Raw genomic sequence first — 26,525 nt, 5'->3', positions numbered from 1 at the left:
AGAATCTGTACTTTGTAGCGGCATCGCTCGTTTAGCCAACTAGTTTACGTTGATATTCCTATCTCGGCTGTCATACATATCCGGTGTTATGTGAAGACCTCCGGAATAACCCGCTTTTTCGAGCATTTCACGTACCTCTTTTACATCGTTGGCTGTTACCGGTTCTTCGCGCGCGCCCAAGTGCAGTCTAACAAAGGTGATTAATTCTGCTAGCCTGGTGTCGGATAAGATGTCCTCAAAACTTGCCATTGGCATAAAGTTTCGGTCTTTATCTATGTATGTCGGTTGTAGGCCTCGGATTGTCACTGCAATTGTGTTGAATGGGTCGCTGTGCATGATAATGCCATTATTAAGTAGGGTCGGGGCAATAGGGTCACGTCCTTTACCGTCTGCACCATGGCATGCTCCACATGTTTGGTTATAGGTAGCATAGATTTCTTGCGTATATGAATCGTCATCGAAACCTGTTGGCTCAAGGGGAACTGCGTTCTCATCAATGAAGTTATTAGTATCTCCTACGAGCAAGTAGTAAGACATTGATTCAACATCTTCGCGAGTCATTAAACTTAAACTGTTTTTGATAACATCGGCCATGCCCGCAAACGCGGTACCTTTATCAGAATGCCCAGTATGCAAAAAGTCAGTCAAACTCTTCAGATCCCAGCCATCGATGTATAGCTCGTTAGCGGTAATATTCGGTGCGTTCCAACCATCAATTAAATTACCTTGGAATATTTTCTCGTTGACCAAAGCTTGAGCAATATTGCGTGGGGTATGGCATTCTGAGCAATGGCCTAAACCAGTCACCCAGTACTTTCCAAGTTGCCATTTTGCAATATCATCAACCACATCCTTTATCTCTGTGGGTACTTCATAGTCCACAGGTGTTCTGTCGGCAAAAACGATATCCCAAGCAAGAAGTCCAAGACGAATATTGGAAGGGAACATCATTTCATTTTGGTCATTTTTGCGTGGGACAGCGGCAATTGATTGCATGTACTCCCACAGATCGCGCATATCTTGTTCTGTGACATATTGATAAGAGGTGAAGGGCATTGCTGGATAGAGGTATCCGTGCTGACCTTTCCCATCGACTAATGCGGCACGAAAATCGTCATAATCATAACTACCAATACCTTCGCTAACGTGGGGGGTAATATTAGTCGAGTAAATGGTGCCAAATGGCGTAACAAAAGGAAGGCCACCTGCAAAGGGTTCACCACCTTCAGCACTGTGGCAGGCGACGCAATCACCACCATAAGCAAGGTATTCTCCGCGTTGTACGGAAGCGGGATCTAGGCTGGCAAGCCGTGTGTCATTATCAAGTCTCGCTTTGGTGATATAGGCGCCTATGGCTAGTATTTCATTTTGAGTAAGCTGATTACCAAATGCTGGCATGACATTATTAAGGCCGGCACGAATAGTGTCCTGAATCTCTTCGATGCTACCACCATGAAGCCAGATATTATCGGATAAATCAGGTACACCTAATTCAGTATTCGCGATTGTTCCATCCCCATGGCACGATGAACAGGTTTTGATAAAGAGCTCTTTACCGAGAGCCACCTTGACCTCAGGTACATCTGTATGATGCTGATTTAGCGAGGCAAGATAGTATGAAACCTTTGAAATTTCATCAGGCCTTAAAACATCAATCCAGCCTGGCATTGCACCATTTCGACCTAGTTCGATCGAATGAATAATTGCATCGTCTGAGCCGCCGTAGAGCCATTCGTTGTCAATTAAGTTAGGAAAATGTTTTGCGCCTTGTGCGTTATTTCGATGGCAAGCGGCACAGTGGGTCTGAAACAGCATTCTCCCTGAGGATACTATGTCGGTGTTATTAGAGAGGGACGCTAACGAGTTTTCGCTTATGGCGGCAAATTGTTGATCAAGGCTGGTGTTAGGGCTACTGAGTTTGTCATTGGCCTGATCATACTCCATTAACCCCTTCCAAGTCCCTATACCGGGATACAAAATTAAGTATCCCAGTGAAATAGCAAATGCAATGAAATAAGAGGTAAATAATATACGGGGAGGGGGAGCGTCATTCTCATCAATGCCATCAAAGGTATCGAGGACGCGTTCTTTATCTGCCGAATGATTGTTACGCCAATATTTGACGACGACCGCGACCATTAAAATGAAGAAAACAACGGTACCAATCGCCGCCCATAGGCTCCAGAAATTGCTCATTGCTTTCCCTCCTCTGCAGTGTCTACACCCAAGCTTTGGAGGTAATGAACAAGCGCTTCGCCTTTGGTCTTCCCTCTTACTTGAAGCCGCGCATCAGCAATGTCCTCATCACTGTAAGGGACGCCGAGAAAGCGGAGTGTTTCCATCTTGGCAGTAATTGCATCACCAGAAAGGACTTGCTCAAATAGCCAAGGGTAGGCGGGCATAATCGATGTTGGCACTACACGTCGTGGATCGATGAGGTGAATTAAGTGCCATTGGTCGGAGTATTTTCTTCCTAAGTTGGTGAGATCTGGCCCGGTACGCTTAGAACCCCATAAATTAGGAAACTCATAAATATCATCGGTTTCTTTATTCGCTGGACCATTTCGCTTTGTTTCGGGCTCAAGCGGTCTCACCATTTGGGTATGACAAACATGGCATCCTTCGCTGATGTACACGTCTCTTCCTGCGACTTGAATCGCTGTGAGCGGAATGGCATTGCTATTGGCAACCAGTTCGGGGGTTCTCAACAAGTTGGGTAGCACCCAAACCAAAATGGAAAGCGAAGCAACCACAAAGGTGGAGAGAATAAGAATAACCACTGATTTAGTGAAATCTGCACTCATATTATGCCTCCTTCGCGACTAGAACCGATGGCATTCTGACTGTCTTGTATATGTTGACGGCCATGAGCAGTAAGCCTAAGACAAACAAGGCGCCGCCAAAGAAGCGAAGGAATAGCCAAGGGGCTTTGAAGTCCATGGCTTCAACGAAGCTGTAGATCAACTCTCCGTTTTCACTCTGAGACAACCACATGTAGCCCTCACCGATACCTGCAATCCACAAGGCGATGGCGTAAATGGCGACCCCAGCATGAGCAAGCCAAAAGTGCCACTTGATCAAGCGTGGTGACCACAGCGTCGTTTTGCCCCAAAGCCTTGGAATAAAGTAATAAAAGACCGCAATACCAGACATTCCCACCCAGCCCAGAGCACCTGAATGAACATGACCGATCACCCATTCAGTGTTGTGTGCCACCATATTGAACCAGCGTATGGCGAGCAATGGCCCTTCAAACGTTGCTAAGCAGTAGTAAAGGATCGCTGAAAAAAAGAACAACATAATGTAGTCTGTTTTTAGCTTCTCTTTATTCTGCAGCAAGGTCATTGCACTATTAAATGCGCCGCCCCATGAGGGGAGCCATAGAATGAGCGACATGACGATCCCAATATTTTGCACCCACAGTGGCACAGAAGAGTAGATTAGGTGGTGGGTACCTGCCCAGGTATAAAAGCCGACCAACCCCCAGAAGTGAATGATGGATAATCGGTAAGAGTAGATGGGGCGTTCAGAGACCTTTGGAATGAAATAGTAATTCATTCCAATGACTCCGGCGGTCAGTAAAAATCCAACCGCGTTATGCCCCCACCACCATTGGACGATAGCATCTTGAGCTCCGGCAAATACAGAGTAAGACTTCATCACGGAGGCAGGCATTGCTAAATTGTTCACGATGAAAATCATCGCAATGACGATAATGAATGCCCCAAAAAACCAGTTGGCGACAAAGATATGCGAAACACTTCGTTTGGCTAGAGTGCCAAAAAATAGTATGGCGTATAGTACCCAAACCAAGACAATCAGTATATCAATCGGCCATTCGAGCTCGGCATACTCTTTGGAAGTGGTGTAACCTAGGGGTAATGTGATGAGCGCCAATAGCAACACGAGTTGCCACCCCCAGAAAACCATCCAAGCTAAGCTCTTGTTGTATAATTCACATTTACCGGTTCGCTGGGCAATATACAGTGATGTACCCATGAGAATATTCACGACAAAGCCGTAAATGACGCCCGAGGTATGAAGAGGTCTCAACCTGCCAAATTGAAAGTACTCGGAGTCGAGATTCAGTACCGGCCAGTAGAGCTGCGCAGCCAAAATAACACCAATAACCATACCGGCAATGGCCCAGATCAGTGATGCAACCACAAAGTATTGAACGACTTTGACGCTGTAATTAGGAGAAGTCGTGTCCACAGGCGTTCTCCCTTTTATTCGGCATCTTCAGAGCCGAGCTTTGAATAGTAGTAGGCGATGTCAGATATGTCTTGCTCACTGAGTGCGTCAGCCTGCTGTTGCATGAGTACAGCAAGCCCACCGGAGCGCTCACGGGTTTGGTAACTTTTAAGCGAGGTAATGAGGTAGGCCATCTTTTGGCCTCGAAGGTTCGGATAGGATTCAATGCTAGAAATGCCGTTATCCCCATGGCAGGTCATGCAGACCTTGGCTTTCTGCTCACCAACTTTAAAGCGGTCGTCGGCAATAGCGAGAATCGGAGTGCCTATAGCACCAAGAAGACAAAGCAAGGGTACAGTTGAAACATATTTACCCATTACACGATTCCTCATGTGATCTGTATGATATAGCCTCTGCTCAGTATCAACTTTATTCGTCTGTATCTATTTTTCATTCTGGTTCAAAGCTTTGTATGCTTTTGGCCAAATATCTAAGTGTTGAGTTCGAGAGGCTTATGCAAGTTCTACGTATAAGCGCAATAAATGGGGCAAAATTCAGTTGTAAACTAAACCATAGGAAGGGAAAGCAGGATCTTCAAATCCAACGGAGAATCGCCTTTGTACTACGGCGCGATTACCCCGAGTTGCATACTTATCTTATTGTAGAAAAAACGTAGTGTTCAAACGTAACGAGCAGAAAAGCTAATACTATGACTAGTAGGTCAAAATTGCAGCTTAAACTACAATTACAGTTCTTGAGCACCAAGCTCGCATTGTCTACAATGACGCACTTTTTATTTATATCAGGTCATAAACATGAGCGATTCTAACTCTAAACCAGCTTTGCCAGATCATCTAGCGTGCAACCCTCGTAGCCCACACCATGTGGCAGAGTGCTTTGAGCACCAAATCGGTATTCGCCTAAACGGCAAAGAGCGTACAGATGTAGAAGAATACTGCATCAGTGAAGGTTGGGTAAAAATCCCTTCTCCAAAAGCATTGGATCGTCGTGGCCAGCCTATTCTGATCACTCTAAAAGGCGCTGTAGAAGTCTACTACGTATAAGTAGCGCTTCACGCTAAGTATCTTTACATATATAGAGCTTGAAACCGATCGGGCTCTATATTTTCTACCGTTATCCCCAACTATTCCGAATTACGACTAACCATCGTACATACCTTTTGGCGTCATAGTATGGCGTATTAATTGCATCACTACATACGAACTTAGGTTATCAGAGGCATGTATGGATGAGTAGATAATACTCTGCTTGCTTGTTTCTCTGGAGGCAAATATGAAAGGTACGTATTTAGAAACTGTGTCTTTTAATGTTGTGCTGGGCACAGACCTCTTTCGTCATACGCCAACAGAGCTGTTGGTTATCTTTGAGCGTAAATTGTGCCGCTTATTAAAAGAACGTGGAGAGTTTACATTTCCGGCCAGTCGGATGCACAGAAAGCAGAAAAGAAGTCACATTAGGTTGCTGGTGGCCGATATTCGCAAACTGCGAAGCTTATCAATAGCGAATCAGCATAGCAGACGATCTGCTGCTGGTGTCATCAAGCAAATAGGTGCTTAGTTCAAAAGAATATATTCTCATTGTTTACAGGATTTTGCTTTGGAATAAGTGGCGTTAATAAGATGCTGAATCCTAAAGAGATAGGAGCAATTATTCTAGATAATAAGATTAATGAATACGATGAAATTTTATGATTGAATTTATACCCAATAAAAAACACCGCCCATAAAAGGCGGTGTTTTAGATGAATCAAGAGTATTGGCGCGAGGGTTTACTGAACCACTTCGCCGCTTTCGATAACGGTTTTACGTACTTTATCCGCAAACTCAAGCGCTTCTTCACGGATCTTATCTTCATCAACGGTTGTCATGGTGCGATCTTTCATCAAGATATTACCGTCAACAATAGTGTGTTTTACATTTGGCGCATAAGCTGAGTAAACCAATGCAGAGTATGGATTGTAAACAGGTACCATATTAGGCGCTTTGGTATCGATAACGATGATATCTGCTAGCTTACCTACTTCTAGTGAGCCAATAGTGTCTTCCATGTGCAGGGCACGGGCCGCACCGATAGTCGCCATTTCAATGACTTTGATTGGTGGCATCGCGGCACGATCTTGGTTGACGAGTTTATGGACTTTAGCGACCTGATTGAATTCATCAATGGTTGAAATGGTGTTGCCAGACATGGGACCATCAGTACCTAGACCAATCCGTAGGCCTTCTTCCTGCATTTTCATTGCAGGAGAAACACCTTTTGCCGATTTGATGTTAGCACTCATGTTGTGAGCAATACCAACATCGTGCTTTTTCAGTAGTTCAATGTCGCTATCGCTAACATGGATGACATGGGCACCAACAAGTTTTGGCGTTAGGGCACCGATGTCTGCCATGTATTCAACAGGAGACATGCCACCACTACGCTCAGCGATAACTTCCTCTTCACGATCAGATTCCGCAAGGTGGGTCAAAACAGGTACGTCATACTTCAAAGACAATTCAGTGATCTTCTTCAATGTCTCTGTGGTGTTAGTGTAAGGTGCATGCGGGGCAAATGCCGGCGTGATACGAGGATGATCTTTATATTCCTCGATGAAGTTCACGGCATATTTGATGCCTTCATCGGCATTGGCTGCATCGGCGACTGGGAACATGATTACGGTTTCACCTAAAATGGCACGCATACCGATTTCATCAACGGTTTTTGCGACTTCATCTTCGAAATAATACATGTCGGCATAAGTGGTTACGCCACCTTTGAGCATTTCAACGTTACCTAGTTGAGCACCAATACGTACCATATCGCGAGAAACCAGGTTCTTTTCTAGCGGGAAGATATAACGGTGCAGACGATCTGGTACATCATCCGCAAGTGAGCGGAAAACCGTCATAGATACGTGGGTGTGCGTGTTGATAAGACCTGGCATAACAATATCGCCATCAGCGTCGATAACGGTCTTCGCTTCAAACTCTTTGAGATCGCTGCCATCGGTTACTGCAACAATTTTATTTTCTTTAACAGCAACAAGGCCATTCTCATAGACGTTCTTACTTTCATCCATGGTAAGGACTGTCGCGTTTTTGATCAGCAAGTCGACATTTTCAGCGGCAACGCTGGTTGCACTAGCAAGAGATGCGGCTGCAAGAGAAACCGCGACAAGAGTTTTTTTGAACATGATTATCACCAGACACCAATGAAATTGCGCAGATAATACCTAATAGCAATGTATTGAGAATCAGTATTACACTCTCTGATTGCAATCTGTGAGCATGGTCACTGTATTGATGGTTGGCAACTGAGTAAATGCACAATAAAGAAGCGAAAATGAAAGGCGAAACGTTTGCGTCGCCTCATCTTAGGTGTTTGTTACTGTTTCATATGTTGCTTACGTAACGCATACGCCATCCATATTGTCAGTACACTGCTACATAGTGGCAGGGCTATCCAGACACCGTCGACCCCCAGCAGTTTCGCTAAGCCAAAAATGAACAGGCTTATTAGGATCAGCTTGCCTCCAGACAGTATAGAGGCTTCGCGAGCGCGGTTGATTGATTGGAAATAAGTAGCACCAACCAGCAACATGCCCTCCATAGGTAAGCCCCAGAAATAATGTTGGATACCATTAATTGCAACAGGGTGTAGGGTAGGATTATTACCGGCAAAAGCGTACACCAACCAATCCGGTTGACTGTAAATGAAAGCGACACCTAACAAGGCAAACCCAAGAGTGACGGCAAAGGCGATGTTTCTGACTGCAATGACTCGGTCGTGTCTTCCTGCTCCGGTGTTGTAGCTGGTGATCGGTTGGATCCCCAATGCGATCCCTTCAAAAATAAGATAGAAGAAGGCTTCGGTGTAACTAACTATTCCGTATGCTGCGACATGGATTGGTTTACCTACCCATAGAAAGGCTTTGTTGTGAAGAGTAAGTACCACGGACAAATATAGGTACATCAGCAGGCTTGAAAAGCCTAACTGGCAAATTTGACCCACATCGTGCCATCTTAAACGGAGTGTTTGCCAAGAAATTCGCAGTTGGCTTTTGTCTGAGAAAAAATGCTGAAGGCAAAGTAAGGCTGTTGCAAACTGCGAGAGCATGGTGGCAAATGCCGCACCGGTAAGCCCCCATGGAAAAACAACAATAAATAACCAGTCCAGCACGACGTTTAGCACACCACCAAGGATCATGATTAAGGTGACACGGTTGGGTTGTCCATCATTCCGTAACAGGGCCGAAAAAGCCATCGAGATGATAGGGAAGGCACCTAGGGTGAAGTACCAAAACAGATAGTCAGACGCCATCTGTAACACTTCCCCTTCGGCACCTAACCAGCGCAATAAGGCTTCACCGTAAAGCACGCCTACTGTGCAGGTGATAAGTGATATTACGACACACAGTGATAGTGCATTACCAACAATATTCTTTGCTTGCTGTTCATTGCCTTCACCTAATTTTATCGACACTAGCGCAGAGGCCCCCATGCCGACCATGGCACCAACCGCGTATAGGATCGAGCCAATAGGGTAACCAAGCATAATGCCAGCAAGGCCATTCTCGCCAATGAAATGACCGACAAACATGCCGTCAATAGCAACGTAGATCCCGGTTACCAGCATGGCGGCAATAGTGGGAATGGTATAACGCAAGAAAAGTCGGCCGATCGAGTCGTCCTTCAAGGATAGGTGTGACGCTGATGACATGGTTTACTACTTATGCAAAGGTATAAAGGCACTCAACAAGAGGTATTTAAGTACTGTCTTATCGTTCGTTTCACGTTTTAGAGGGTGGTGGAGGTGGTACTCACCGTGGGATATATGATGCCCATCATGTAGCTGCTCCGCTAAGCTGTCGGTTGAATCTAGTAGCTTGATACCATCAGTGATGTACTCTTCAACATTTTTAGGTAATTGACCTAACCACCAAGCAGGGATCTCTTTACTGGCTTTGCTGCGGTCAAACCAATGATCGGCAACGACTACGATGTAGGTTGGTTTTATCGGTGCAAGAGTGGTTCTTACATCCGCAATGGTCTTAATCAACCCTTGCCTGCAAGCCTTGTTAGCACTGAGCAAACGGTAAGCGACAACAGCAATGGAAAACTCTGCTGTGTCGATAACGAAAACAGGCTGAGATACTTGTTCGTCGTTTTTGTGTTGCGAAAAGTGAGCGTCGAGTTCTGCTTGTTGCAGGGTTGCCATGATCCTGCGACACAGTGCCATGCCTAGGTGGTTTTCACGCATGCCACGGTTGTGGACCGTTGGATAATGCTGCGCGCACAGCTTTGAGCAGTCTTGCTGAAACTGCTCGATGCTTGTTGAAAGGTATTCAGAAATAAGTTGTTCAGAAAACAAGGTTGCCCCACTAGCTCACTGCAAGACTGGAGTGGGAAACCTTTTTCTCCAGTCTAAAAGTCCTGTTCGGACGTAGATCTATATATCGTATCAGAAAAAAAGCGAACAGCACCTAATATCAGCAATTTAGTGTGTGCAAAACAGTGACTTATTTAACACGAACCGGATTAAACCGAGTAGTTAGTCCTTTAGCCAGCGCTTTGTAGCGGAAAGCCAATAGCCCGATTGAAATACAAATGTAGATAATGGGTTCAATGAGCCCTGATTTTACCGACCAGATGTAGTGGAACGGTGCCAGCAAAGTGGCTAGGTATACCCAATTATGCAGTTTTTGCCACTGCTTACCCATACGGCGCTGAATACCTTGGGTCGAGGTGATAGCAAGGGCAAATAAAATGAACCAACTCACTGCACCAACAGTGAGGTATGGCCTACTCACAATTTCGTCCAGCACCAATGACCAGTTGAAATTCAAATCAAGCGCCACATAACCAGTAAGGTGAAGGACGGCCCAGAAAAAACAGTACAAACCCAATAAACGACGCACCCGAACGAGCATTCCGGCTTTCAATAGCTTGGCAATGGGTGAAATACATAAAGTCAGCAAAAGGGTATTCAGTGCAGTCTTTCCGGTGAAGTGACTGATCCCCTGTATAGGATCTGCCCCCAAGCCCCCGGTCAGCGTCAAATATACCAGTTGCGCGATAAAGATAAATGAAACACTGTGAATGAGTACTTTAAGCCAAAACACTTGGCGTGGCGTTATCTTGAATCGCCATTGAGTCGTCATTTGTAATGGCATAATGTTCTCCTGCCTAATATCAACGATGAATATCACTACAGCCCTTAGTAATGACGCTTGAGATCCAAACCTTTATAAAGAGAAGCAACTTGAGACTCGTAACCGTTGAACATCTTGGTGGGTTCACGGCGGCTGCTAAAGATGCTGCCTTCACCAATAAAACGTTCACTGGCTTGGCTCCAGCGAGGGTGGTCGACTCGTGGGTTCACATTGGCGTAGAAACCATATTCGCCAGGCGCCAGAATATTCCAGGTTGTCGGTGGCTGTTTGTCAGTCAGGGTAATCTTGACCACAGACTTAATGCTTTTGAAGCCGTACTTCCATGGCACGACCAGTCTTATCGGCGCACCGTTTTGTGGTGCCAACGTTTTTCCATAAAGACCTACGGATAAGAGAGTGAGTGGATTCATGGCTTCATCCAGTCGTAATCCTTCTACATAGGGGTAATCAATACCACCACCTAAGCGACGGGAGGCTTGTCCTGGCATTTGTTTGGGGTCGTATAAGGTTTCAAAAGCCACATATTTCGCGTTACTGAGTGGCCCAGCTTTTCTTAGCAACGAAGCGAGGGGAAAGCCTAACCAAGGAATATTCATCGACCAAGCTTCAACACAGCGCAGGCGATAAATTCGTTCTTCAATCGGGAAAGCCTTAAAGATATCTTCGTAGCCTAAGGTGATTGGATTACTGACCAAACCACCAATTTCGATGTTCCATGGATTGGTTTTGAAGTTTTGGGCTCTTTCGGCGGGATCAGATTTGTCTGTGCCAAACTCATAGAAGTTATTGTATTGCAGTACCTTGTCTTCAGGAGTGAGTGATAACGCCTTGTTGGAGTAGTACGATTGGCGTGAGGCCAGTGCACGTCGTTTATCGACAGCAGGTTCTTTTTTACCAAAACTGTCAAAAAAGCCAGCTTGGGCCGTTTGTGCAAGGGGCAAACTTGCCACAGTAATACCCAATGCTTTTAAAATCGTGCGTCTCTGCTTGTAGATAGCCTCTGGGGTAGCCTCGTTTTCACTCAGTGATAGCTGTGAGGGTTTCTTAATTAGCATTGAATATTCCTTTACCAAAGATGATGTTAAACAAGTAGACCTAGCCACTTACAGAATAATTTCACGCTAAAGTGGGATTTCGTTGGATTTCATCACTAAAGCGGGTAATGTCTGCGGATTCAGCCTAAGGTTTATAATTTTAAATACGTTGCAAGAACGGTTCGTGTTTAAACCAATGTAAGTATTATTCTGACCATGAAAAAGAATAGTGGGAAATCATAGCGATATGTCGAAAATGAATGAATTTAATGCCAACCTTGAGCTGCAACATATCTACTTAGAAGCTTACAGCGAACGTTATTACTCTTTGGGGCAATACTTTGAGGCATACTACTGTTATCGACATAATCTTGTAACTCGCCAAGGAAAACCGGATTGGCAGCAGCTATTCGCCTTTGCCAAGGGATCCATTAAAGCGAAAGCATGCTCGATGCGTAAAGAGACCATTAAAGAATTGGTGCTTCCGTTATCCGTACTTATTGGGAAGCTTAAAACATTAGTTCGTGATGATGAATTATCAGTAGAAGCGATTGGCAATCTTTTAGATAAGCATTTGGAATACGTGATCCTGTCACGTAGTGAATTGCAAAAGCTCCACAAGTTAGGCTATGAAAATCGTATGCCGCCATCTTTCTATCAGCCAGACAACGCGCAATACCAGAACTCAATGAGCCGATTTAATTTGGCAGAGATCCAATTTTAAGCAAAGAGTTATCATTTTAAGTAAATATTTGCTTGGCTTCAGTTTTTGTTTAGAGTGTTTGTCCTAAACTGCCTGAAACAAAAGGAGTTTTAGATAGCATGATCATAGAGGGTAGCATTGGGGAAAAGTCAGCTTTAGTTGTAGAGGGGGGGGCGATGCGCGGTATTTTTGCTGCTGGCGTGCTAGATCATTTCCTTGATATGGATCACCGCCCATTTGATTTCTGTATCGGTGTGTCTGCGGGCTCGACAAATTTAGCTGCATGGCTGGCAAACCAGCATGGTCGTTCACACCGGGTTATAACCGATTACTCTTGTCGAAAGCAGTTTATTGATTTACTGAGATTCATACGGGGTGGGCATTGGCTCGATATCGATTGGCTTTGGGATATTACTATTGATGAAATTCCTATTGATGGCTGGGAACTAGAGGTGCAACCCATACCTCTGTTTGTTGTTACAACGAATGTTGCAACCGGTGATGCCCATTATATTCAAGCGACAGAGCAAAACCTAAATCAGTTATTAAAAGCTTCTTGCGCTGTTCCTTTAGCTTATCGCCATTACCCTGAAATAGATGGGTTTAACATGACTGATGGCGGTGTGGCTGACTCCATCCCAGTAATTAAAGCTTATGACATGGGGGCTCGGGATATAACGGTAGTTCTTTCACGTCCGCAGGGTTATCGAAAAAAAGCACCGAAAAGTCAGTGGTTAGTGAGAAAGCTTTTAAATGATCATCCTTGCTTGGCTGAGGCCATGATGAAACGAGCAGAAATGTATAATCAGGCCATTGATTTTATTGAAAGCCCACCGGAAGACTGCCGTATAAATGTCATTGTACCTCCGAAAGAGTTTGAGGTAGGGCGAGTCACAACCGATAGCCAAAAATTGCAAAAGGGCTATGAACAAGGCATTTCTGCATCCAAGCGACTTATACTTTAGCTATTGTATATACCTTAATGAATCTAAGGTTTGTGAAGTTATAGGTAGTAAGTCAATATGATGAAAACACTGCAACTTGGCTTTTCGGGCAGCTGCTATTGGTGCATGGAGGCGGTGTTTCAATCTCTTGAAGGAGTGATCTCAGCAGAGCAGGGCTGGATGAATGCGCGCAATGTTAATGATCGCTATGAAGCCGTTTTGGTTGAATACGATCCGCTTAAAATCACTATACAAGTTTTGGTCGGCGTTCATCTTCTCACTCATCACGCGACCTCAAATCATTTGCTTCGTAGTCGGTATCCTTCAGCTATATACACCTATACAGAGTCGCAAAGACTGATAGCACTGGAAGCGATATCGCTTTATCAAGAGAATTTCTCCGAACCGTTGGTAACTGGCATTGAGGAGGCGGGGTCGTTTGTTCCCTGTGAGGATGACAAACAAGGGTACTACTTCAATCATCCAAAGAGGCCGTTCTGTGAAGGTCAGATTGCCCCAAAGCTACACATTCTCTTGTCTCAATTTGGTGAGTATGTCAGTGCTGAGAAAAGACAGATCATTGAGCAGGGCAGTAAAGGTCAGTAAATGACGGAAAAAAGCGGATCCGAAGATCCGCAAGAGCTAGTGAGTAATGGTTCTTTTTATATTACGCCGCGCCGATAATGCCGCCATCAGTACGCGTGATTCTAATAACTGAAGAGCGTGGGATAGTGTTACCGCCATCCGGAAAATGAGACGGTGCCAAATCTTCACCAGGGTGTTGGACACCGATGAACATGGTTTTCTGATCTGGGCTGAACGTTAACCCTGTAATTTCACAAGCGATAGGTCCTGTTAAGAAACGACGAACTTCACCGCTTTCTGGATCGCCACACAACATTTGGTTGTTACCCATGCCAGAAAAATCACCGGTGTTGGAATACTTTCCGTCGGTTTGGATCCACAAACGACCTGCGTTATCAAAGCCTATACCATCTGGGCTGTTGAACATGTTGTCGGCATTGATATTGTCACTACCGGCCATTAAGCCTTCATGCACAGTTGGATTTCCCGCAATAAGGTACAGATCCCAGTCGAAATTGTTCGAGGTGTGATCTTGGCCTGAAGGCATCCAGCGGACAATATGGCCATATGGGTTCTTTTCGCGTGGGTTTACCGCATCAACTGGTTGGTTTGCTTTAACACCACGGTATTTGTTGTTGGTCAGGGTACAGAATACGTTCTGGTTTTTTGGATTAACAGCAACCCATTCAGGGCGATCCATGGTAGTTGCACCGACCTGGGTTGCAGCTTTACGGGCAAAAATCAGTACATCCGCCTGACTATTAAAGCCATTTTCTTTAGTTAACCCATTTTTACCAAACGTAAGCTCAACCCACTCACCTTTACCTTGCAGTTCACCGTCTTTAGCGTTGAACTTAGCCACAAATAGTGTGCCTTCATCAAGTAGGTCACGGTTTGCGCTTGGATTACTGGCATCGTATTTATTCTTAGAGACAAAGCGGTACAGGTGCTCACCACGCTCGTCATCACCTAAGTAAACCACCACATAACCGTCATTGTTGACTGTTAATGCGGCGTTTTCATGCTTGAAGCGGCCAAGTGCTGTACGTTTTTTCGGTGTTGAATTTGGGTTCATTGGATCAATTTCAACGACCCAACCATGACGATGAGGCTCGTTAGGATTTTTTGCCAGATCAAAACGATCGTCGTGCTTGTACCAGTCATAGCCAGAATCTGTTGTTTTTAAACCATAGCGTGCGTAGTTGCTATCTAGGGCTGGGTTTTCTTTAGAGCCAAACAATCCATTGAAGTTTTCTTCGCAGGTAAGGTAAGTGCCCCATGGTGTCTCGCCATTTGCACAGTTGTTGAAGGTACCAAGAACCTTGGTGCCTTTAGGATCCGCAGCTGTTTTTAATAAATTATCACCAGCAGCAGGGCCGGTTAATTCCATTTCGGTGTTGGCAGTGATGCGGCGGTTTAGTCGCCCATCGAGATTGACTTCCCATTTGTCGTTCACTTTTCTCAATTCAACGACAGAGATGCCGTGTGCACTCTGTGACTTGAGTACGTCGTCAGCAGACATTTCTTTACCCTGGTGGGCAAATAGGTACTCGTGATTGGTGTATTCATTATTGATAGACAGGACGCCACGATCATCGCTGATCTGGAAGAAGGTCATTCCGTCATTGTTATCACCGAACTGGCGAGCCTGCGCTTTGCTATCCGCATTTTGGCTAAATGCTGGAGCATCTTTGAATAGGGGATCACCCCATGAGATAAGTACGTCAGCCTGATAGCCTTTTGCAACTATCACTTTATCTTCAGTCGAAGCAGGAATAGCTTCAAAGCCAATAAGCTCTTTGCTGTCTTTAGATGCAGCCATTGCGCTAGAAAGCGGAGAGGCTCCGAAAAAAGCGACTGTACTTGCCGCAGATGTCGCTTTTAGAAATTGGCGGCGGTTCAGGCCTTTTCCGATGATTTGATTAAACTCTGGCTCTGCTCGTTGAGAGAAGTCCGTCTTGGCGCTCATTATCTCGCTTCCTTTTTTATTATTGCAATTTAAGGCTGTTATGCATTTTATTGCCAGTATGCTATCGATTGATTGTGACAGAAATGTATCACTTTGGTGAAAGTAACTTTACGCTACTGAGGGTGTTGATAGCCTTCAGCGCAAACGTTTGCCTTTAAGTGTTTCAAAATGTTTCACGCGTCGCTTTTTTCAAATTGCAATATTGAATTCAAAACTTAGATCATTAAAATCCGCGCCCAAGAATTATTAAATTGTATATTTTTGGTGAGATGGACCAAAAGTTTCTACTTCAGGACCTAATTCTGAAACTACAATTTATCTGTAGCCGGTTAGTTATACACCTTGGTTCAGATGTCTTACTCTAAGTATCTATTTAATAATATCTTTCCTTTGCTTTATTACCCTTAGGGATTTGTTGTGAATTTGGAAACGATATTTAAGCTTTCTGAGCGAAAGACAACTGTTTCGACAGAAATGTATGCTGGTTTTATTACCTTTTTGGCGATGAGCTACATCCTCGCAGTTAACCCTGCCATTTTGGGGGATATCCCTGGGATGGATAAGGGCGCACTTTTCACAGCAACCGCGATTGCATCTGGTCTGGCAACGTTAGTAATGGGCATTTGGGGTAATTATCCCGTTATGCTAGCGCCGGGCATGAGTATGAACGGCTTCTTCAAAGGGATCTTGTTGAGTGGCACAATTGCTTTGGTTTGGCATGAAGCTCTGCTGGGTATCTTCATTTCCGGTATTATTTACCTTCTACTCAGCATGACTTCGCTTCGTAAGAGTTTGATTGAAGCCATCCCTGAAGATCTCAAATTGGCAATTTCAGTTTCTCTGGGATTGTTTATCGCATTCCTCGGCCTGAAAAATGCCGGAATCATCGTTTCTAACCCGATAATTTTGGTTAGCCTTGGCGATATTACTGACCCGCAAGTTGCGATTGCCTATATCTCTATCTTCATTGCTCTGGCTTGTATGATCCGTAACATCAAGTTAGCCACCTTCTTTGCTTTCATTTCTGCGATTGTACTTACCGTGATTGCCGATGTGGTAATGGGAACGAACAACGCCCCAATTCCTGACTCGATAGTTTCTCTGCCACCGAGTATTGCACCGACCTTTGGTCAAATATTCAATTTCTCAGGTTTTACACCTGAAAAGGTTTTTGATTTGGTCTTTGTTGTGCTGGTCTTTCTAATAGTCGACTTTTTTGATGGCCTAAGTACTATTGTTGGCGTAGGGCGTGATGCGGGTATTATTGATAAAGACGGTAAAGTGCCTAATGCAAAATCAGCACTGGTGGCTGATGCTGGTGGTACGGTAGTGGGTGCGGTATTAGGTACGACTTCAGTAACAGCGTTTTCTGAGTCAGGTATTGCATCGTCTCAAGGTGCGAGAACCGGATTGAGTGCTGTTGTTGCTGCATGTCTATTCTTTGCTTCATTATTCTTCTACCCGATCTTCTCTATTTTTTCGGCTGCTATGGTTGCCCCAGCAATGGTCGTTGTCGGTATCTATATGATTGGTCGCATCGCGAAGATCCGCTGGGAAGTGATTGAAGTAAGAATCGCGTCCTTCTTTACAATTATGTTTACCGTTTTGTCATTCTCTCCGGCGAATGGTATGGCGATGGGCTTTGTAAGTTACGCATTCTCGATGGTTGTAGCGGGTAAAGGTAAAGAAGTTCACCCTGTGATTTATTCTTTGGCTGCTATGTTCTTCGCTTACCTATTGTTCATCTAGCGCGAACAGAGGCACACAGTTTGAAGCGGCCTTTAGGCCGCTTTTTGCGTTAATAGCGCGACTGAATTCAAAGTGTAGTTTGGAAGAGGCGAGTACAGTCTTTGCGTATATTTGCCAGTGTCTGAAATACCCATACCCAAGAGTTTGTAGCATAGTTAAAAGTAAAAAATGTGGCCTATAGAAGCAATAATGGTTAGTTCACAAAATAAATTGCTTGTTGGTTTATGCTATGGGTGACCATAAAACTAACGTTAATTGGTTAAATTTCGCACTTTAGCCGTTGATTTATAGCAAAACTTGACACTATAGGGGTGGAAATGGTTTGATCTATACATCACCTTATTATTTACAGGGCTAACTATTTTGTGGCGTCGCTTTACTGAAACATTATCTGGCCTATCAGGCTAACCTTACTGATAGGTCAGATAATGCTTCCGAAAAGCTTCGGTGCAGTTTTAGGGAAATACAATGAAAAAAGTTGATAGATACAGTATTGATAATACGGATTATACGGTAGGGCAGGATAACATCCAGAAATGGGGGTTTGATGTTCATAACCCTGTATTTGGAACCAGTGCTGGTTTAATAGTTCTATTCATCGTTGCGGTTCTCTTGAGTGACCCTACGTCAGCTAAAGCGGCTTTGGATGGTGTTAAAAACGGCATCATCAATAATTTTGATGCTTTGTTTCTTTGGGCAGGCAATATCTTCGTTGTCTTCTGTCTGGCTCTTATCGTTTCGCCATTCGGTAAAATCCGCATCGGTGGTCAAGAAGCTGAAACTGATTACTCACGTATGTCATGGCTAGCAATGCTATTTGCTGCGGGTATGGGTATCGGCCTAATGTTCTGGAGTGTTGCTGAGCCCGTAGCCTATTATACAGGTTGGTTCGGAACTCCGCTTAATGTTGACCCCAATACCCCAGCGGCTGTTGAACTTGCTTTGGGCGCGACTATGTACCACTGGGGCCTGCACCCTTGGGCCATTTATGGTGTCGTAGCGCTTTCTCTAGCTTTCTTTGCCTATAACAAAGGTCTTCCTTTATCGATTCGCTCTATTTTCTACCCAATTCTTGGCGATCGTGTTTGGGGCTGGCCTGGGCACATTATTGATATCTTTGCGGTAATCGCGACCTTGTTTGGTCTGGCAACATCCCTTGGCTTAGGTGCACAGCAAGCCGCAAGTGGTATTGAACACGTGTTTGGTATCTCTGGTGGTATTGGCCTGCAGATTGCTGTTATCGCGATTGTAACCTTGCTTGCAGTGATTTCTGTTGCACGTGGTATTGATGGTGGTGTTAAGCTGCTAAGTAATATCAACATGCTTATTGCATTGGCGTTGTTGGTATTTGTTGCACTTGCCGGTTTTGCGATTTCAATGGGCACAGTACCGACAACCGTAGCGGGTTATGCGAAAAACTTCTTTGCGTTAAGTAATCCTCATGGTCGTGAAGATGAAGCATGGCTGCATGGTTGGACTGTCTTCTACTGGGCTTGGTGGGTTTCTTGGTCTCCATTCGTAGGTATGTTTATTGCCCGAATTTCAAAGGGGCGTACTGTCCGTGAATTTATGATAGCTGTGCTGATTGTGCCTACGCTAGTGACTACATTGTGGATGTCAGTATTTGGCGGTCAAGCTATTGATCAAGTGATTAACGGCATCGGTATCCTTGGTGAGAATGGATTGACGTCAGTTCCGCTAGCGATGTTTGAAATGTTTGAATCGCTACCATTCAGTAATTTGTTGTCAGTGACTGCAATTATCCTAGTCATGGTGTTCTTTATCACTTCTTCGGATTCAGGTTCGCTGGTTATCGATAACATTACAGCTGGTGGTAAGATCGATTCACCAATGCCACAGCGCATCTTCTGGGCGTTTATCGAAGGTGCTGTTGCTGCTGTTCTACTTTATGTTGGTGGTACGGAAGCTATCGAAGCACTTCAAGCGGGTGCAATTTCAACCGCACTACCGTTTGTATTCATTCTGTTGTTAATGTGTGTCAGCCTTATTATGGGCTTCACCACAGAGAAATATCAGAAATAAGTACATTTCTCTATCAGACAAAAACGCCGTCATCATGACGGCGTTTTTTTATATCTGCACAAAAGGAAATTACAACCAAATCTCTGAAATTGGTGTATCAGGAGTGAAGTGGTAGGCGATCTGTGCTTGCAATAATTCTGCAGTGGCTAGCGCATCGGTTACGGCATGGTGGGGGGCGTAATCCGGCAAACTGTAACGCTGTCTCGAGCGTGCAAGTCGGACAGAACCTGGCCGGTTACCTTTTAATCGATTGATGAGTCCACCGTTGAAACGTTGCTGAATCGCCATTTCTATTGCCATGGTATCGACGACTGGGAAGTGTATGCCTTCTTCCAATCTGCTGAGCAAAGCTTGGTTCATAAACTCACGTTCGATTTTTTGATAATGAACCACCACAATCTTACCTGCTAGGGCATTGAGTACCCGCTCTAAGACTTTCAGTAGATCAGGGGCATTTTCTACGTCGGAGTCAGTAATACCATGGATGATCACTGACTCCTCATTCATTGGGCGGTGAGGGTTAACCATCCACTGTGCAGACTCTCTACACCGAATACGCTGTAGATTGAATGGCACGAGGCCAATGCTAATGATTTCATCCTTCTTGGGATCAAGTCCTGTCGTTTCGAAATCTAGCGCCACGAAGGGGACTTCGCTTAGAGGCGTATCACCGCTTATCATCGGCGTAGAATAGAAATTTCTTAGTCTTTCATCCTGCGCTTTGTCGTTTAGTGTTTGAAAAAAAGTTGGCCAATCCGGTGTACTGCGTGTGTTCAGTAGCTGCCGGTGTTGCTTGGGCTTGTTAATTGTCATACTACTTATCACCGACGGTTACCTTGGTAACGGAATTTAATAAAGTTCTGGGCATTACTCAGTATTTGGAATGCTGCTTTAAGATTACGGCGCTCAAAATCAGACATATTTTCTGGTTCTATGCTGTTGTCTGCTTCAATACCCGATTCAATGTCTAATGCTTGGTGGCGAATACGAACCATATAGATAAGCTCCATGGCATCCCGTAAATCTTGTCCACGTCCTTTAGGCAAAATGCCTGCTTCTATTACATCGTCTAGTCGCTCGAATGAGTTTTGCGATCGGGAACCTACAGCAAGGGCGTGGACACGGATCAAATCAGCCAGAGGGGCAGTACCACGACGCTTTAGGTTGATAGAGTTATTGTGTCTGCCATCCTTCTCCATCACGAAATCTTTGAAGAAACCCAGAGGGGGAGTACGGCTTATGGCATTCCGAGCGAGACATGCCAAGAATCGGTTATTTTTCCGTGCTCGGCGGACCACAAAGCCGTTAAGTTGCTCAGCCCATTTTTCGCGGCCACAGACACCGGATAAGTCGAAGAAGATTGAACTGTTAAGCAGCGCTTGTGGTTTAGGGTTATCAATCCACTCGGCAAAACAATCTTCCCACTGTGAGCGAGTTTTACGCCACTCAGGGTTAGTTGCCATTATATCGCCAGTACAGTAGCTGTAACCACATGCAGCAAGGCCATCACAGACGAACTTGGCGAATTTTTCAAAATACTCACCATGCAGGGCTTCATCGTAACTGTTATCAAGGATCAAGGCATTATCTTGATCGGTTACAATTAGCTGCTCATCCCTTGCCATCGACCCCATTGCCATCAGGCAGAATGGAATAGGGGCTGGGCCAAGCTCTTCAAGAGCTAACTCGGCAAGACGTTGCTTGAAACTGCGTCCAATGACAGATAGCGCACTACCGATCATATGGGCATTGGCGTCTTCATTAACCATACGGACGAAACAGTTTTTAACTTCCTCGGAGACGACTTGTAGCTCTTCTACGGTTTGTTGCTGGAATATAGTGCTCACCAGCAATAGGCTGTTTTGTGATTCGTAACGGACAATGTCAGTTAAGCCAATGATACCAATAGGGTGTTTGTTTCTTAACACCGGTAGATGGTGTACGTTGTAACGAAGCATGGTTAGCATAGCTTCAAAAACATACGCGTTGTAATCAAGTGAAATTAACTCTGTACTCATGACTTCTGAAACTGGTGCTGAGGTATCAAGTCCCTTGGCGATAACTCTTGCACAAAGATCGCGATCGGTGATGATGCCGACTAACGGGTCGTAATCATCATCATCATCATTCTCGCTTGGTTCGACAATGAGCATTGCCGAAATGTTCTCTTCCGCCATGGTAATTGCAGCGGTTTGAATGCTTTCGTCACGGCTCGTTGTGACAGGGTCACGTGTAAGCAGCGTGCGAACCTTGGATGTGGTTAAATCATTTTCTTTCTCTTGAGTTGAGACGACGTTACGTAATCGGGCGCTGTCTTCAAGCTCAACAAAATCAGCAAAGGAATCGTATTCATCACATAGCTTGTTGAATAGGGCCTCAGGAATACAATACAACAGGGTATCTTCGATAGCGCGGGCAGGCATCCTGACCTTGTTGTTCATCAGTAATCCCATCTGCCCGAATAAATCGCCTTCATCAATTCGGTTGTAAAGTTCATTACCTTTACGACGGTATATTTCAACAGCGCCACTTCTTATGAGAAAGAGATCGTGGATTGCATCACCAAAGTTCAGGATCATCGTGTCGGCACGGTAATATGCCACTTCAATGCTGTGGGCGATTTCTTTTAATGACTCTTCCGGGAGTACCTTAAAAGGCGGGTATTGGCTGATAAAATTGAGAATTTCCAGCTGTTCGGCTTCCATCGTTTGATCCGTAATGCTTTTGGAGAATGGCTAATAGTATACCTAATTCAGCAAAGAATGCTTGCGCCAGCAGGAGGCCGTTATCACTATATTATTGAAAAAAAAGGGTTACACAGTGGTCAATGTGAACATACAAACTGTTTTATAAAGTATGGGTATATAACTTGTGTAATAAATGATTCTGATGCTTGCAGTCTAACTTATGCAAGATGCTCTTAAGCTGAGTTTTCGTTGTCTCTTTTGACACTCCTCTCATCTGTGTTATCTCGCTACCGTCATAACCTTTGGTCAGAAGCTCGATGACTTGCTTTTCAGTCGGAGTCAGAATGCAAGGCAGCATTAGCTCTCCTTGTTGTATGGCCTGAGAACCAAACTGTTCAAGCAGTTTCTGGCGAGATAAATAGTATTGTGACCAAGGGGCAAGGCTATCCATAAAACGTTGTAATTGTAATTGGCTATCAGGAGTAAAAGGGGATGAATAACGATGAAATGTCAGCACCTGAACCTCAGATCTATTCAAACGGCTGTATCCGCTTAGCGAATGCTTCACTGCTAAGGTGGGGATCATCACTTCCTTAAACCACTCATCTTTTATCTGGCTCTGAGGAAGCATGATTTGCAAGGGTACCATTCTCCCATGTAGGTTGTGTTTAGAGTAATACTGAAGGTAGGCATCACTTTGAGAATGGCGATCATAAAATTCAAGTTGTTGCTCCTCAATGCCGGAATGAAAGATACTGCCTGTTGAGATTTTGGGCGAGGAGCCCAAGAAAATTAGACTAATATCGGCACCGACTGATCGTCCTATATCTGCCACAACGTGACTAATATCAGAAGATGATTGTCCCGCTTCGACTAGGCTTCCTATCCAGCAATCGACTTTATCCATGGCAGTAATATGTCATTAAACCCTACTGTAAGGTTTAATGACATATTTAACGATTACAAAAAAAAACTAGCGTCTTGTGATCTGGATAGGTAATTTTGTATATGAATAACGCCAAGGTGCTTGGTTGAACGAGAATAACCTGGAATAAAGGAAGTGATATGCATATTAGATACTGCGCGTTTGACCAACATGCTGACGAAATGCTGGATATTTTTAATGATGCTATTTTGAATACCACAGCTCTTTATGAATATGAACCACGGACGATGGAAGTGATGGCGTTGTGGTTTGAGTCAAAAACTGAAGGTAGCTATCCAGTAGTCGGGGCATTTGATGATTCCGGTAGGCTAATGGGCTTTGCATCGTTCGGCAAGTTCAGAGAGCAACCCGCTTTTCAGTTTACTGTTGAACATAGTATTTATGTATCAAGTGAGTTCCGGGGAAAAGGTGTTGCGATGGAGCTGATGAAAACCATTATCGTATTGGCTTCTCGCCAAGGATACCGCTCATTAATTGGTGCAATAGATTTAGAAAATATAGCGAGCTTGCGGTTACATCAAAAATTTGGTTTTGAAGAAGTGGGTATTATTAAGAGTGCAGGCTATAAATTTGAACGCTGGTTAGACCTTGCGTTTTATCAGTTAGCGCTCGATTTATAGTTCGCTGATGCATGATTAAGTGTCAGGCTGATGTCAAAAGCGGCCAAAAAGTGATCATGTGAGCAGTTTGAAGCACTAAAACACTGTTTTTTGGTACAGTTATCGCCTTGTAATACAGTATACTGGTTATTTATCCAGTTAACGAGACAGCGACAGTTTCACACCAAGATTACAATGAATAATATGGGTAAGAATACCTGGTAATTGGGTGATGGAACTGTCTTGTATATGTGATTACAGTGGCTAATTTCAACACACATCTTGGAACAGCCGCACTTACGAGTAGTTTGGCGGCTACAGCTCTGCTCTCAGCAGGGCACATTGTGCCGATCACTGCATTATGGTTAATGCTATTAGGCACGATTGGCGGTTTGTTGCCGGATATTGATTCCGATAACTCGACGTCAATGAGTACACTTTTCCGTTTGTTTGGTGGTTTGATCACCTTCAGTTTTGTCGGCCATATTTATCAATTGGTGTCGATGCTTGAGCTTATTGTCTATAGCGGGTTCTGCTATTTAACTATCCGCTATAATTTTAAATCTTCACTAGAAAAAATCACGGTTCATCGTGGTTGTTGTCATTCATTAGCTTTCATTGCTGCAGCTGGGCTATTAACGGTTTGGTTGATTTTCTTAATAGGCTATAGCGATATTACGGCCTGGTTGTCTGGTTGTTTTATCTTTTTTGGTGGTGTTGTGCATTTATTGCTCGATGAGTTGTACAGTGTTGATCTGGCGAATCGTCGACTAAAATTATCATTTGGCTCTGCGATGAAAGTATTCTCACCCAAAAACCCATTTATTAGTGCATTCCAGTGCCTGTTAATAGCAATTTTATACCTTCATGGCCCATCGTTTGACAATACCTTGAAGCAAGTCAGTAATTGGAGTGAATTTCGTTTTAAACCTGAATGGCTTAATAGAGATGAAGTCATGCAGTTTTTTGACGAGGTCATTACTTCAACAAGAAAGGCAATGGACCAAAACTCTAAGCAAGGGTAATCAAGCATGGCGGTGTATACCACCGCCTTTATTAGGAGGACGGGGATACAAATTATTGACGTATATCGCCAATAATTTAACGGTGTGATCGTATTGATAAAAATCAAAATAACCGCGCTAATTCATGATAAAGTTGTATTCCTATTACGATTTATTTTTATTTATACTCATGCATTTTACTCTCAATAATATTTCTGTTCGGAAGCAGGTACTCGTTCCTGTCTTGCTAATATGCGTTATTATGGCGATTGCTTTTGCTGTTGTAACCAAAGAATCCCGCTCTCAGCGTGCTCAAACTAGTGAAACGACTGTTTCGGCTTTAGCGCAAAAAACGCTTTCTCAGCAAATACTTGAAAATAGTTTTAATGCACGAGTTAGTGCTATTTATGCGCTCTATGACTCCTCAGCATTCCAAAACTTGGATATTGCTGTGAAACAAGAATTTGATCAAAGCAGAGTATTGCTTGATCAACTATCTCAAACATCAGCACTTATTCGCCACGTAAATATTGTTAAAGAAAAAATGGCAAGCTATGAGCGATTTTTGAACAATGATTTGAAACCATTTGTTGCTCGTAAAAATAGCATTGGTGTCACGCTTCAAGAATCAGAAATGCTCGCTGCCAACTTCAGAGCGGTTGGTAGTGAGTTGATTCAATCATCTGACGATTTGACCGTGGCCATTGACCAATATGTTGCAGAAGAAATTTCAGTTGTCGAAGCAGAATATCGACAAATGATGCAAAGTGTCATGCTTATTATGGCAGTGATGGTAGCGAGTGGTCTGGTGATTGCCTGGATAGTATCTGGCCGTATGGTTAAGCCTATTATGGATGTTCGAGAGACGTTGAAACAGCTATCCCAAGGTAACTTAACTGGGCGTGTTCAGGTTACAGGTTCTAATGAAATTTCTGAACTGAGCAGAGACTTGAATAATACACTGGATAAGATGCAAGATACGATTTCTCACCTGAACCGTATCAGTGAAGAAGTGGCAGCGGCATCCACTGAATTGGCTGAAGTGATGAATGGTGCGCAAGCCAATGCTCAACAAGAGATGGCCGAAATTGAACAGGTTGCCTCTGCGGTCAACGAGCTTTCAAGTACTGCAGATAATGTAAGTGGCAATGCGCAAGATGCTGATACTTGTGCGAAGCAGAGCCAGAAGATGGTCGATGAAGGGCGTAATGTTTTCACTCAGAGTGAGCAGTCCAACCGGGAGACGTCGGGTAAAATGTCAGAAGCGGCCGATGTGGTGATGCATCTTCGAGAGCAGTCTGATCAGGTCAGCAAGGTAATTGAAGTGATCCAGGCTATTTCTGAGCAGACAAACTTATTGGCTTTGAATGCGGCGATTGAAGCGGCACGTGCCGGTGAATCTGGTCGTGGCTTTGCCGTCGTGGCAGACGAAGTCCGTATGCTGGCTGCACGCACGCAACAGTCCACCCAAGAAATTCAGGCGATCATTGAAGATCTTCAACGTCAGTCGGCTAACGCCAATGAGGGTATGCAGCAGTCGTTACAGATGTTGAAAGAGTCAGAAGAGCTAACGGGCCTGGCCAATGAGGTGTTTGAAGGGATCACGGATGCGATTACCTCTATCGGTGATATGAATACTGAAGTGGCGACAGCAGCGGAGCAGCAGTCGATGGTGACACAAGACATCAATAAAAACGTGGTGAATATGTCTGAGCTCGTCAATCAAAACGTGGTGGGTATCAGTCAAAGTGCCAGTGCAAGTGAAGAGCTATCACAATTGGCAGAGCAGCAACGCAAGCAGCTGTCGTTTTTCCGCTACTAATACTATTACCTTCGTTCTGATAATAAAAAGGAAGCTTATGCTTCCTTTTTTTATTTTTTCTCGAAAATTAT

The 26,525-nt window shown here is 44.3% G+C and carries 23 protein-coding genes and 1 riboswitch; of the genes, 10 read left to right on the top strand and 13 right to left on the bottom strand.

Going from position 1 to position 26,525, the window contains the following annotated elements; genetic code table 11:
* Positions 1 to 39 precede the first annotated feature (39 nt).
* From ACVA58_RS24510 to ACVA58_RS24495, 4 genes are read right to left on the bottom strand one after another with little or no spacing between them, the layout of a single operon-like run.
* Positions 40 to 2,196, bottom strand: a complete 2,157-nt coding sequence (locus ACVA58_RS24510) for a c-type cytochrome (RefSeq protein WP_446512894.1) — start codon at positions 2,194 to 2,196, stop codon at positions 40 to 42.
* Positions 2,193 to 2,804 carry a cbb3-type cytochrome c oxidase subunit II gene (locus ACVA58_RS24505; protein WP_446512893.1) on the bottom strand — a complete coding sequence of 204 codons (612 nt, stop codon included), beginning with the start codon at positions 2,802 to 2,804 and terminating at the stop codon, positions 2,193 to 2,195. The genes ACVA58_RS24510 and ACVA58_RS24505 overlap by 4 nt, the downstream gene beginning before the upstream one ends.
* A 1-nt stretch (position 2,805) precedes the next feature.
* On the bottom strand, positions 2,806 to 4,215 hold the full coding sequence (ccoN, locus tag ACVA58_RS24500; protein ID WP_446512892.1) for a cytochrome-c oxidase, cbb3-type subunit I: 1,410 nt from the start codon (positions 4,213 to 4,215) through the stop codon (positions 2,806 to 2,808).
* A 14-nt stretch (positions 4,216 to 4,229) separates the two neighbouring features.
* Positions 4,230 to 4,571 (bottom strand): c-type cytochrome, encoded by a 342-nt coding sequence (locus ACVA58_RS24495; RefSeq protein ID WP_446512891.1) that lies wholly within the window; start codon positions 4,569 to 4,571, stop codon positions 4,230 to 4,232.
* Positions 4,572 to 5,009: 438 nt separating this feature from the next.
* Here ACVA58_RS24495 and ACVA58_RS24490 point away from each other — a divergent pair, with 438 nt between their 5' ends.
* The gene (locus tag ACVA58_RS24490) at positions 5,010 to 5,258 is read left to right on the top strand and encodes a DUF3297 family protein (protein ID WP_446512890.1); all 249 of its coding nucleotides are present in this window, start codon (positions 5,010 to 5,012) and stop codon (positions 5,256 to 5,258) included.
* Positions 5,259 to 5,487: 229 nt separating this feature from the next.
* Positions 5,488 to 5,772: a hypothetical protein gene (locus ACVA58_RS24485; protein ID WP_446512889.1), complete on the top strand. Its 285-nt coding sequence runs from the start codon at positions 5,488 to 5,490 to the stop codon at positions 5,770 to 5,772.
* Positions 5,773 to 5,983: 211 nt separating this feature from the next.
* On the opposite strand, the gene ACVA58_RS24480 is transcribed toward ACVA58_RS24485, so the two are convergent.
* From ACVA58_RS24480 to msrP, 5 genes are all read right to left on the bottom strand, one after another.
* Positions 5,984 to 7,393: an amidohydrolase gene (locus ACVA58_RS24480; RefSeq protein ID WP_446512908.1), complete on the bottom strand. Its 1,410-nt coding sequence runs from the start codon at positions 7,391 to 7,393 to the stop codon at positions 5,984 to 5,986.
* Positions 7,394 to 7,581: 188 nt separating this feature from the next.
* Complete coding sequence (locus ACVA58_RS24475; RefSeq protein ID WP_446512888.1) at positions 7,582 to 8,916, bottom strand: MATE family efflux transporter; 1,335 nt, start codon at positions 8,914 to 8,916, stop codon at positions 7,582 to 7,584.
* A gap of 6 nt (positions 8,917 to 8,922) precedes the next feature.
* Complete coding sequence (locus ACVA58_RS24470; protein WP_446512887.1) at positions 8,923 to 9,567, bottom strand: hypothetical protein; 645 nt, start codon at positions 9,565 to 9,567, stop codon at positions 8,923 to 8,925.
* Between the two features lie 148 nt (positions 9,568 to 9,715).
* Complete coding sequence (gene msrQ, locus ACVA58_RS24465) at positions 9,716 to 10,369, bottom strand: protein-methionine-sulfoxide reductase heme-binding subunit MsrQ (RefSeq protein ID WP_446512886.1); 654 nt, start codon at positions 10,367 to 10,369, stop codon at positions 9,716 to 9,718.
* Positions 10,370 to 10,413: 44 nt separating this feature from the next.
* The gene (msrP, locus tag ACVA58_RS24460; RefSeq protein ID WP_446512885.1) at positions 10,414 to 11,424 is read right to left on the bottom strand and encodes a protein-methionine-sulfoxide reductase catalytic subunit MsrP; all 1,011 of its coding nucleotides are present in this window, start codon (positions 11,422 to 11,424) and stop codon (positions 10,414 to 10,416) included.
* A gap of 226 nt (positions 11,425 to 11,650) precedes the next feature.
* Here msrP and ACVA58_RS24455 point away from each other — a divergent pair, with 226 nt between their 5' ends.
* The 3 genes from ACVA58_RS24455 (at position 11,651) to ACVA58_RS24445 (ending at position 13,656) form a co-directional block, all read left to right on the top strand.
* Positions 11,651 to 12,127 carry a hypothetical protein gene (locus ACVA58_RS24455; RefSeq protein WP_446512884.1) on the top strand — a complete coding sequence of 159 codons (477 nt, stop codon included), beginning with the start codon at positions 11,651 to 11,653 and terminating at the stop codon, positions 12,125 to 12,127.
* Between the two features lie 98 nt (positions 12,128 to 12,225).
* Positions 12,226 to 13,071, top strand: a complete 846-nt coding sequence (locus tag ACVA58_RS24450) for a patatin-like phospholipase family protein (protein ID WP_446512883.1) — start codon at positions 12,226 to 12,228, stop codon at positions 13,069 to 13,071.
* Positions 13,072 to 13,128: 57 nt separating this feature from the next.
* Positions 13,129 to 13,656, top strand: coding sequence for a peptide-methionine (S)-S-oxide reductase (locus ACVA58_RS24445; RefSeq protein ID WP_446512882.1), 528 nt, complete (start codon positions 13,129 to 13,131; stop codon positions 13,654 to 13,656).
* Between the two features lie 61 nt (positions 13,657 to 13,717).
* Here the strand turns inward: ACVA58_RS24445 and ACVA58_RS24440 are convergent, their stop codons facing one another.
* Complete coding sequence (locus ACVA58_RS24440) at positions 13,718 to 15,604, bottom strand: PhoX family protein (RefSeq protein ID WP_446512881.1); 1,887 nt, start codon at positions 15,602 to 15,604, stop codon at positions 13,718 to 13,720.
* 231 nt (positions 15,605 to 15,835) lie between these two features.
* Positions 15,836 to 15,935: riboswitch (purine riboswitch) on the top strand.
* Positions 15,936 to 16,021: 86 nt separating this feature from the next.
* On the opposite strand from ACVA58_RS24440, the gene ACVA58_RS24435 reads away from it, so the two are divergent.
* Both ACVA58_RS24435 and ACVA58_RS24430 read left to right on the top strand, forming a co-directional pair.
* Positions 16,022 to 17,353 (top strand): NCS2 family permease, encoded by a 1,332-nt coding sequence (locus ACVA58_RS24435; RefSeq protein ID WP_446512880.1) that lies wholly within the window; start codon positions 16,022 to 16,024, stop codon positions 17,351 to 17,353.
* A gap of 468 nt (positions 17,354 to 17,821) precedes the next feature.
* Positions 17,822 to 19,396 carry a BCCT family transporter gene (locus tag ACVA58_RS24430; RefSeq protein WP_446512879.1) on the top strand — a complete coding sequence of 525 codons (1,575 nt, stop codon included), beginning with the start codon at positions 17,822 to 17,824 and terminating at the stop codon, positions 19,394 to 19,396.
* 69 nt (positions 19,397 to 19,465) lie between these two features.
* Here the strand turns inward: ACVA58_RS24430 and ACVA58_RS24425 are convergent, their stop codons facing one another.
* The 3 genes from ACVA58_RS24425 to ACVA58_RS24415 all read right to left on the bottom strand — a co-directional run bounded on the left by ACVA58_RS24425 (position 19,466) and on the right by ACVA58_RS24415 (position 22,990).
* On the bottom strand, positions 19,466 to 20,209 hold the full coding sequence (locus ACVA58_RS24425) for a 3'-5' exonuclease (RefSeq protein ID WP_446512878.1): 744 nt from the start codon (positions 20,207 to 20,209) through the stop codon (positions 19,466 to 19,468).
* A gap of 8 nt (positions 20,210 to 20,217) precedes the next feature.
* A complete protein-coding gene (locus ACVA58_RS24420; protein ID WP_446512877.1) occupies positions 20,218 to 22,101 on the bottom strand; it encodes a DUF294 nucleotidyltransferase-like domain-containing protein in 1,884 nt (627 codons plus the stop codon).
* A 142-nt stretch (positions 22,102 to 22,243) separates the two neighbouring features.
* Positions 22,244 to 22,990 (bottom strand): helix-turn-helix transcriptional regulator, encoded by a 747-nt coding sequence (locus ACVA58_RS24415; RefSeq protein WP_446512876.1) that lies wholly within the window; start codon positions 22,988 to 22,990, stop codon positions 22,244 to 22,246.
* 158 nt (positions 22,991 to 23,148) lie between these two features.
* On the opposite strand from ACVA58_RS24415, the gene ACVA58_RS24410 reads away from it, so the two are divergent.
* The 3 genes from ACVA58_RS24410 to ACVA58_RS24400 all read left to right on the top strand — a co-directional run bounded on the left by ACVA58_RS24410 (position 23,149) and on the right by ACVA58_RS24400 (position 26,454).
* Positions 23,149 to 23,649 carry an N-acetyltransferase family protein gene (locus tag ACVA58_RS24410; protein ID WP_446512875.1) on the top strand — a complete coding sequence of 167 codons (501 nt, stop codon included), beginning with the start codon at positions 23,149 to 23,151 and terminating at the stop codon, positions 23,647 to 23,649.
* Positions 23,650 to 23,888: 239 nt separating this feature from the next.
* Positions 23,889 to 24,653, top strand: a complete 765-nt coding sequence (locus tag ACVA58_RS24405) for a metal-dependent hydrolase (protein WP_446512874.1) — start codon at positions 23,889 to 23,891, stop codon at positions 24,651 to 24,653.
* Positions 24,654 to 24,894: 241 nt separating this feature from the next.
* Entirely contained in the window at positions 24,895 to 26,454 is a 1,560-nt protein-coding gene (locus tag ACVA58_RS24400; RefSeq protein ID WP_446512873.1) for a methyl-accepting chemotaxis protein, read from the top strand.
* Positions 26,455 to 26,525 lie beyond the last annotated feature (71 nt).

The organism is Photobacterium sp. DNB22_13_2, from assembly GCF_052873915.1.
The sequence above is the reverse complement of the archived record's forward strand: the minus strand, read 5'-3'. Positions and strand labels throughout refer to the sequence as shown.

Coding starts and splice junctions, on each gene's coding strand:
- ACVA58_RS24510 (WP_446512894.1), bottom strand. CDS start 2,196: ATGAGCAATTTCTGGAGCCTATGGGCGGCGATTGGTACCGTTGTTTTC.
- ACVA58_RS24505 (WP_446512893.1), bottom strand. CDS start 2,804: ATGAGTGCAGATTTCACTAAATCAGTGGTTATTCTTATTCTCTCCACC.
- ACVA58_RS24495 (WP_446512891.1), bottom strand. CDS start 4,571: ATGGGTAAATATGTTTCAACTGTACCCTTGCTTTGTCTTCTTGGTGCT.
- ACVA58_RS24490 (WP_446512890.1), top strand. CDS start 5,010: ATGAGCGATTCTAACTCTAAACCAGCTTTGCCAGATCATCTAGCGTGC.
- ACVA58_RS24485 (WP_446512889.1), top strand. CDS start 5,488: ATGAAAGGTACGTATTTAGAAACTGTGTCTTTTAATGTTGTGCTGGGC.
- ACVA58_RS24475 (WP_446512888.1), bottom strand. CDS start 8,916: ATGTCATCAGCGTCACACCTATCCTTGAAGGACGACTCGATCGGCCGA.
- msrQ (WP_446512886.1), bottom strand. CDS start 10,369: ATGCCATTACAAATGACGACTCAATGGCGATTCAAGATAACGCCACGC.
- msrP (WP_446512885.1), bottom strand. CDS start 11,424: ATGCTAATTAAGAAACCCTCACAGCTATCACTGAGTGAAAACGAGGCT.
- ACVA58_RS24455 (WP_446512884.1), top strand. CDS start 11,651: ATGTCGAAAATGAATGAATTTAATGCCAACCTTGAGCTGCAACATATC.
- ACVA58_RS24450 (WP_446512883.1), top strand. CDS start 12,226: ATGATCATAGAGGGTAGCATTGGGGAAAAGTCAGCTTTAGTTGTAGAG.
- ACVA58_RS24445 (WP_446512882.1), top strand. CDS start 13,129: ATGATGAAAACACTGCAACTTGGCTTTTCGGGCAGCTGCTATTGGTGC.
- ACVA58_RS24440 (WP_446512881.1), bottom strand. CDS start 15,604: ATGAGCGCCAAGACGGACTTCTCTCAACGAGCAGAGCCAGAGTTTAAT.
- ACVA58_RS24430 (WP_446512879.1), top strand. CDS start 17,822: ATGAAAAAAGTTGATAGATACAGTATTGATAATACGGATTATACGGTA.
- ACVA58_RS24425 (WP_446512878.1), bottom strand. CDS start 20,209: ATGACAATTAACAAGCCCAAGCAACACCGGCAGCTACTGAACACACGC.
- ACVA58_RS24420 (WP_446512877.1), bottom strand. CDS start 22,101: ATGGAAGCCGAACAGCTGGAAATTCTCAATTTTATCAGCCAATACCCG.
- ACVA58_RS24415 (WP_446512876.1), bottom strand. CDS start 22,990: ATGGATAAAGTCGATTGCTGGATAGGAAGCCTAGTCGAAGCGGGACAA.
- ACVA58_RS24410 (WP_446512875.1), top strand. CDS start 23,149: ATGCATATTAGATACTGCGCGTTTGACCAACATGCTGACGAAATGCTG.
- ACVA58_RS24400 (WP_446512873.1), top strand. CDS start 24,895: ATGGCGATTGCTTTTGCTGTTGTAACCAAAGAATCCCGCTCTCAGCGT.